This is a genomic window from Leptolyngbya sp. FACHB-36, from assembly GCF_014695955.1.
GTDB lineage: Bacteria > Cyanobacteriota > Cyanobacteriia > Leptolyngbyales > Leptolyngbyaceae > FACHB-36.
The window spans coordinates 1-6,393 of record NZ_JACJPG010000439.1 but is presented as its reverse complement, the minus strand read 5'-3'; the positions used below and the strand labels follow the sequence as shown (position 1 = coordinate 6,393).

Below are 6,393 nucleotides of genomic sequence, written 5' to 3'. Positions count from 1 at the left end.
TGCTGCGAGACATCAAAGGCGGACAGTTGATTCTGGTGCACGTCGATCCCGATATGAGCGGCAAAGCCAAAGCGCCAACGGGTGCTGACATTGATCGTGATCCTGTTCTTGCTCCGGCTGTTGCCGAGGCGAAAAGACTAGGCATTAACTACCGCTGCATCGCAAGCGTGGGTAAGCCTGGCGAAGAGATTTGTCGGCTGGCGGAAGAATCAAACGTCGATTTGCTGATGTTAGGGTCGCCCGATCGTCGCCCGTCGATCGCCAAAGGACTGCCAGACCTCGATCGCCTGCTGGGAACCTCGCTGTCTGACTATGTACGTGTCTATGCAAACTGTCCCGTACTGCTGGCGCGAACCATAGGGTAGAGAAAGGGGGTGGCGATGCTGAAGAAACTCTGTCTCCACCCCTCACCCTGAAAAAATTGGTGTATCGTGGTCTCAATGAGCAGTGATTTGGATTGGTGCTATCGAGTCCTGGAACTGAAGTCTGGCGCATCTCTAGAGGAGGTGAACCAGGCATATAAGGACTTGGTGTTTATTTGGCATCCGGATCGGATTCCACAGGATAATCCTCGCCTGGTGCAAAAAGCGCAGGACAAATTGAAAGAGCTGAACGATGCCCGCGATCGCTTGCGGGCGCATCGGGAGAAAGCGAAAACGCAGTCTACTCAACCCAGCAGCGCATCTCGCAACTATTACTACCGTCCCTACCCCCGTCCGCACGACAGCTACACGGCGTCTAATCAGGCACAGTCTCGCGCTCAGCCGACACAGCCATCCTCGAATGCCTCGCAGTCCTCGAATGCCTCGCAGTCGCAGTCTCGCTCCAATTCAGCGCAGTCGTCTGCTAACGCTGGGTCTACTAGTCAGCCTCGCAATCATTCCACGCAGCCGTCTTCCACTACTCAAGGGCGATCGACCTCTCCAACCGCGTCGTCTCATCAATCGTCGGCGCACTATTCGTCGGCGCAGCAGCACGCCACTAACCGCCAAGCCGCCTCAAATGGGCACGCCGCGTCTAGCTCGCATTCCCACGCTGCTTCTCATTCAACGCGACAAGACCCTGACATGAGCGGTGTTGATCTGAGCGGAGCAGACCTGAAGGAAAAGGATCTGTCGAGGCGCAACCTCAGTCGTGCGAATCTCAGCAACGCCAATCTCAGCGATGCGTTTCTGCATCGGATTAATCTGAATGGAGCAAACCTGCAGCGGGCAAACCTGTTCCGGGCAAACCTGCTCGAAGCCGATCTGCGGCAGGCAGATTTGAGGGAGACGAACCTGATTGGTGCTGACCTCAGCGGTGCCGACCTTAGCGGTGCGAACCTCAGCGGCGCGAAGATTGGATCGAGCGATCGCGTCATGGTCAAACTCACTGGAGCCAAACTTTCAGGTGCTATCCTCCCCGATGGCAGCATTCATACCTAGGGCAGGCAGGTCGGTAATGCAATGGTATAACAAACCTCCCGCATGGCAAGAGCAGGCTGATGGTATTCGTGTAACGACAGGTGCGAAGACGGACTTCTGGCGCAAGACGCACTATGGATTTATTCGCGATAACGGTCATTTCTACTATCAGACCGTGACTGGCGATTTTACGGCTGAAGTCAAAATTACTGGGCAGTATCAGGTGCTTTATGACCAAGCAGGGCTAATGGTTCGGGAGAACGAATTAACCTGGCTCAAGTGCGGAATTGAGTACGTGGAGGATGTTCAGAACGTTAGTGCCGTCGTCACGCGAGAGTTTTCTGATTGGTCAGTTGTGCCGCTTTCACAGCCTCCAACATCGCTCTGGCTGCGAGTCCAGCGTCGGGCAGAGGCGATCGAGGTGCACTACTCCCTAGATGGTCATCAGCACCAGCTGTTGCGGCTAGCTTACTTGACATCTGCTGCGGCACTGCAAGTTGGATTAATGGCAGCTTCACCGCAGGGAGAGGGTTGTCAGATTACCTTTGAAGGATTCAAAATCACTTAGCCCTAACCTAGAGAGGCGAAAAAGGCTCAATTGCGTAACTCCTAAAAGTATTGTCTGGAGTTGCCGAGTTTCTGAATGTAGTTTATTCTGTAGTACGTACCTGTTTAGCCCTTCAAAACAGACATGAGCCTGATGACGCTTCAACTCGGCTAATTTACACCTTCTTGCAGGTTCAGTGCCATTTTTCTCAACCGGATCAATGGTCAGCGACCCATGTCATAGCATTTCACTCATTTAATAAGTTGGAGGAGGTCATTATGCCACAACAGCCTTATTTGTTGGCTGATGGCTTGACCTGTGAACGACCGCCTGAGCGCACGCTCTTTCAAGACGTGCAAGCGAGCCTGTTTGCGGGCGATCGCGTTGCTCTAGTTGGTGCAAACGGGGTTGGAAAATCAACCCTGTTACAAATTTTGGCGGGAAACATTGCTCCTTCTGCTGGCTATGTGCAGCGAAACGAGTCTGTTTACTACCTGCCTCAAATCAGCACAATTCGCCAGCACATTAAACACAGTACGGTGTTGAACTTTTTGAGTGAAATTTCAGATGAATGGTGGACAATTACTAGCCTTCTGGAAACCCAGTTTAGTACAAGTCTAGATTTGTCTTTGTCGATCGCTCATCTAAGCGGTGGTGAGCTGACAAAACTATTTCTGGCGATCGGGCTAGCTCAAGAACCCACTGTTCTACTGCTCGATGAACCAACAAACCACCTAGATTATCTGGCGCTAGAGAAATTGCGACAGTTTCTTCAACAGTTCAACGGTGCGTTTGTGATTGTTTCTCACAAGCCATTCTTTATTGACCAAGTAGCCAATACAACCTGGGAGCTATCCTTTAATGGATTGAGCGTGTATGGCGGAAATTTCTCGCTGTATCGGGAGCAGAAGTACGCGGAATTGGAAGCTAAACGGCGATCGCACGAAACCGCTAAACAGCAGCTCAAACGGGCGCAAGCTGCTTTCGCGCAGGAACAGAAACGAGTTGCTCAATCTCGTAGAACAGGTCGTCAAAAATTTCTGGATGGCAGCGTTGATAAGGTGGCAGCCGGAGCCTTAAAGCGAAAAGCCGAAGTAACCGCCGCAAAACGGAAGCAAGACCATGAAGCAGCGATCGCAAAAGCGACCCAAAAAATGGCGGCAACAAAAGTAAGGACGAACAAAGCAACAACGATTCAATTGGAGGAGCGGAGCTATAAACATAAAAATCTGATTGAACTTCAGGAAGCTAATCTTTGGGTAGAGAATCAGCAATTGATCCAAAACATACAGTTGCATGTAGCAACGGGCGATCGAGTGGCAATTTCCGGAGCTAATGGCTCTGGCAAGTCTAGCCTTGTCAAAGCAATTCTCGATCGATCCAATGAAACTGTTTTGAATGGAGAAGTCTTTTGTTCGCCAAGCATGAGCGCTGTGTACCTGGACCAAACCTATGAATTGATTAATCAGGACCTCACTGTGCTGGAGAATATGCAAGCCGCGAATCCAAGCTTGGAGTATCAATGGGTTCGCCAGCAGCTTGGTCATTTTCTCTTTTTTAATACCGACATTAACAAGACAGCAGCGGTATTGAGCGGTGGGGAACTTGCGCGATTAGCGCTAGCGATGATTAGTGTTTCTGAAATTGATTTGCTAATTCTAGATGAGCCAACGAACAACTTAGATATCCCAACGGTTGATCAAATGGTAGACGCCGTGAATGAGTACCAGAGTGCTTTAATCGTAATTTCCCACGATTTGGATTTTCTTAGCCGAGTAAACATCACGCAAGCTTTCAAAGTAGTCGATCGCAGTCTGCAACGATCAACATTTCTACCAACTGAGCCCGAACAGTACTATCAGGAATTGCTTAGCGATTTACATGATGCGGTCGCCTTTCCGGTTTAGACTATCTTTAGAACAGCCGCATAAATCATCCCTTCAACACTATGACGGATAGCATTCAGCAGCTCATTGAGCCACATGTTCAGGACTTAGGGGGGTTCCAAGCTCGTCGGCTTCTTCCCTCGGACGAACTCGCGCTGGTTGGTCCATTTATCTTTTTTGATCATTTGGGTCCTGCAGTGTTTCCGCCCGGTAAAGGCGTTGATGTTAGACCGCATCCGCACATTAATTTAGCAACGGTTACTTATTTGTTTGAAGGCGTTTTACTGCATCGCGATAGCGTGAATAGCGTTCAGGAAATTCGTCCAGGTGCCGTAAACTGGATGACTGCAGGACGAGGAATTGTCCACTCAGAACGCACTCCTGACGACGATCGAGCCAAGGAAGCAACACTTCACGGGATTCAAACGTGGGTAACGCTTCCCGATGAGCATGAAGAAACAGATCCTTGGTTCCGGCATCATCCAGCAGCCGATTTGCCTGCTTGGGAAGAGGCAGGTGTATCGATTACGCTAATTGCAGGCGAAGCGTATGGTCGCACGTCTCCAGTGCAAACGTTTTCACCCATGATTTATTTAGATGTGAAACTGGCTCCAGGAGCGCAGCTGAGTCTGCCTGCTAATTACGCCGAGCAAGCCGTGTACAGCGTGACTGAAGGACTTCAAATTAATCATGTCCCTCTGGAACAGCATCGACTAGCGGTTTTAGCGGCGGGTGCATCAGTAACCCTTTCCTGCGATCGCGAAGCTCGCTGCATCGTAGTTGGCGGCGAACCTGTGGGTAAGCGCTACAAGTGGTGGAATTTTGTTTCCAGTCGGCTCGATCGAATTGAGCAAGCAAAACAGGACTGGAAAGAGGGACGGTTTGGTCAGGTTCCTCAAGAAACAGAATTCATTCCGCTACCAGAGGAAACACCCCCTAAACCAGAACAGCCGCTCTAGGAATTTCATTTGCTGGTTGACTTGATCGTTCCACAGGGCAACTGCTGGTCATGCTAGGATGAACCCTGATTCACTCGCTTGATGCTGACAGAGTACCACTGCTTAATGTGCTTTCCAGGAGACCGTCAAACGCTCCCTATTGTTGATTGACGCGCTTATTGCAGCCCAACAGTTAACTTGTTAAAAAAAGCATTCGCATCAGAGTAAAGGTTACTTATCAGCGCTTAAACAAAAAATTGTAAAAAGCACGACTCTCCCTATGAGAGGCTGCGCCAACGCCATGACGTTACTCACTTCCACAGAAACCATTCGTTCCACGCCACTGCTAGGTCAATCTTTAGCGAAACTGACTGAGTGGGTTCAGCAGCAGGACCAACCCTCCTATCGCGGTAAACAGCTACACGAGTGGATTTACCAGAAAGGTGCCCGATCGCTCCTAGACATCTCCGTTTTTCCAAAGCAGTGGCGGAGTGAGCTTGCAGGGGTTGAAATTGGACGATCAACGCTGCATTATCGATCGCCTGCACCCGATGGTACGGTCAAGTACCTCCTGCGCCTCAGTGATGGACAGATTATTGAAACGGTGGGCATTCCAACCGAGAATCGCCTGACCGTCTGTGTGTCCTCGCAAGTCGGCTGTCCGATGGCGTGCGACTTCTGCGCCACAGGCAAAGGCGGCTTCATCCGCAACCTGAAAACGCATGAGATTGTGGATCAGGTGTTGACGGTGCAAGAGGATTTTGGACAGCGGGTCAGCAACATTGTCTTTATGGGCATGGGGGAACCCCTGCTGAATACCGATCACGTCTTGTCAGCCGTGAGATGCCTGAATCAAGATGTTGGCATTGGGCAGCGCCTGATCACCATTTCGACGGTTGGAATTCCTGGACGAATTCGCCGACTGGCAGAGCAGCAGCTTCAGGCAACGCTGGCGGTGAGCTTACACGCCTCGAATCAGTACGTGCGAGAGCAGCTCATTCCTAGTGCGCAGCAGTATCCACTGGAAGCACTGCTAGAAGAATGTCGGGACTACGTGCGCCTAACCGGAAGACGAGTAACGTTTGAATACATCGTTTTGGCGGGGCTAAACGACCAACCCGAACACGCGATCGAGCTTGCAAACCACCTGCGCGGCTTCCAGAGCCATGTCAATCTAATTCCTTACAATCCGATTCAGGAAGTAGACTACAAGCGCCCTAGTCCGCGACAGATTCAGGCGTTTGTGGCAGCGCTTAAGGCTGAACACATTGCAGTGAGTGTTCGACGCTCTCGCGGTCTTGCGGCTGATGCCGCCTGTGGGCAACTCCGCGCTTCTGGTCTTCAACCTGCCGCGCACTAACGCCACGCACTAAAAATGAGATTATTCTCCTCATTTTAAGCAGCCAATAGCTGTTAGCTATTGGCTGCTTAAAGCCGCTTTCTTACCAGCGATCGGCGTAGATGCCTGGTGCGTAGGCTTCAATTACCCTGCCCGTTTGCGAACAGGTAATCATCAAGTAGTCGCACGTTGCGCACTGCGTCCGAGTGAGATGTTCGAGTTCAAGCTGATGGCGTTCAGCAGGGCTACCGCAGTTTGGGCAGCGGATTTCAGTAACAGT

General features: G+C 50.9%; 7 protein-coding genes. 6 read left to right on the top strand and 1 reads right to left on the bottom strand.

Translation table 11 applies throughout. The features are described 5' to 3' along the window. The 6 genes from H6F43_RS12495 to rlmN form a co-directional block, all read left to right on the top strand. The coding region (locus H6F43_RS12495; RefSeq protein ID WP_190343082.1) for a universal stress protein at nucleotides 1–365 on the top strand (365 nt) is incomplete at its 5' end. A 75-nt stretch (nucleotides 366–440) separates the two neighbouring features. Further along, a complete protein-coding gene (locus tag H6F43_RS12490) occupies nucleotides 441–1,424 on the top strand; it encodes a pentapeptide repeat-containing protein (RefSeq protein WP_190343081.1) in 984 nt (327 codons plus the stop codon). Between the two features lie 16 nt (nucleotides 1,425–1,440). Continuing rightward, entirely contained in the window at nucleotides 1,441–1,971 is a 531-nt protein-coding gene (locus H6F43_RS12485; RefSeq protein ID WP_190343080.1) for a DUF1349 domain-containing protein, read from the top strand. 257 nt (nucleotides 1,972–2,228) lie between these two features. Then, nucleotides 2,229–3,857, top strand: coding sequence for a ribosomal protection-like ABC-F family protein (gene abc-f, locus H6F43_RS12480; protein WP_190343079.1), 1,629 nt, complete (start codon nucleotides 2,229–2,231; stop codon nucleotides 3,855–3,857). 41 nt (nucleotides 3,858–3,898) lie between these two features. Continuing rightward, the gene (locus tag H6F43_RS12475; RefSeq protein ID WP_190343078.1) at nucleotides 3,899–4,795 is read left to right on the top strand and encodes a pirin family protein; all 897 of its coding nucleotides are present in this window, start codon (nucleotides 3,899–3,901) and stop codon (nucleotides 4,793–4,795) included. A 280-nt stretch (nucleotides 4,796–5,075) separates the two neighbouring features. After that, nucleotides 5,076–6,134 (top strand): 23S rRNA (adenine(2503)-C(2))-methyltransferase RlmN, encoded by a 1,059-nt coding sequence (gene rlmN, locus H6F43_RS12470; RefSeq protein WP_190343077.1) that lies wholly within the window; start codon nucleotides 5,076–5,078, stop codon nucleotides 6,132–6,134. Between the two features lie 82 nt (nucleotides 6,135–6,216). Here rlmN and H6F43_RS22240 read toward each other — a convergent pair. Further along, nucleotides 6,217–6,393, bottom strand: a 177-nt coding sequence (locus H6F43_RS22240; protein ID WP_190343076.1) for a replication restart DNA helicase PriA, incomplete at its 5' end; no start/stop codon positions are given.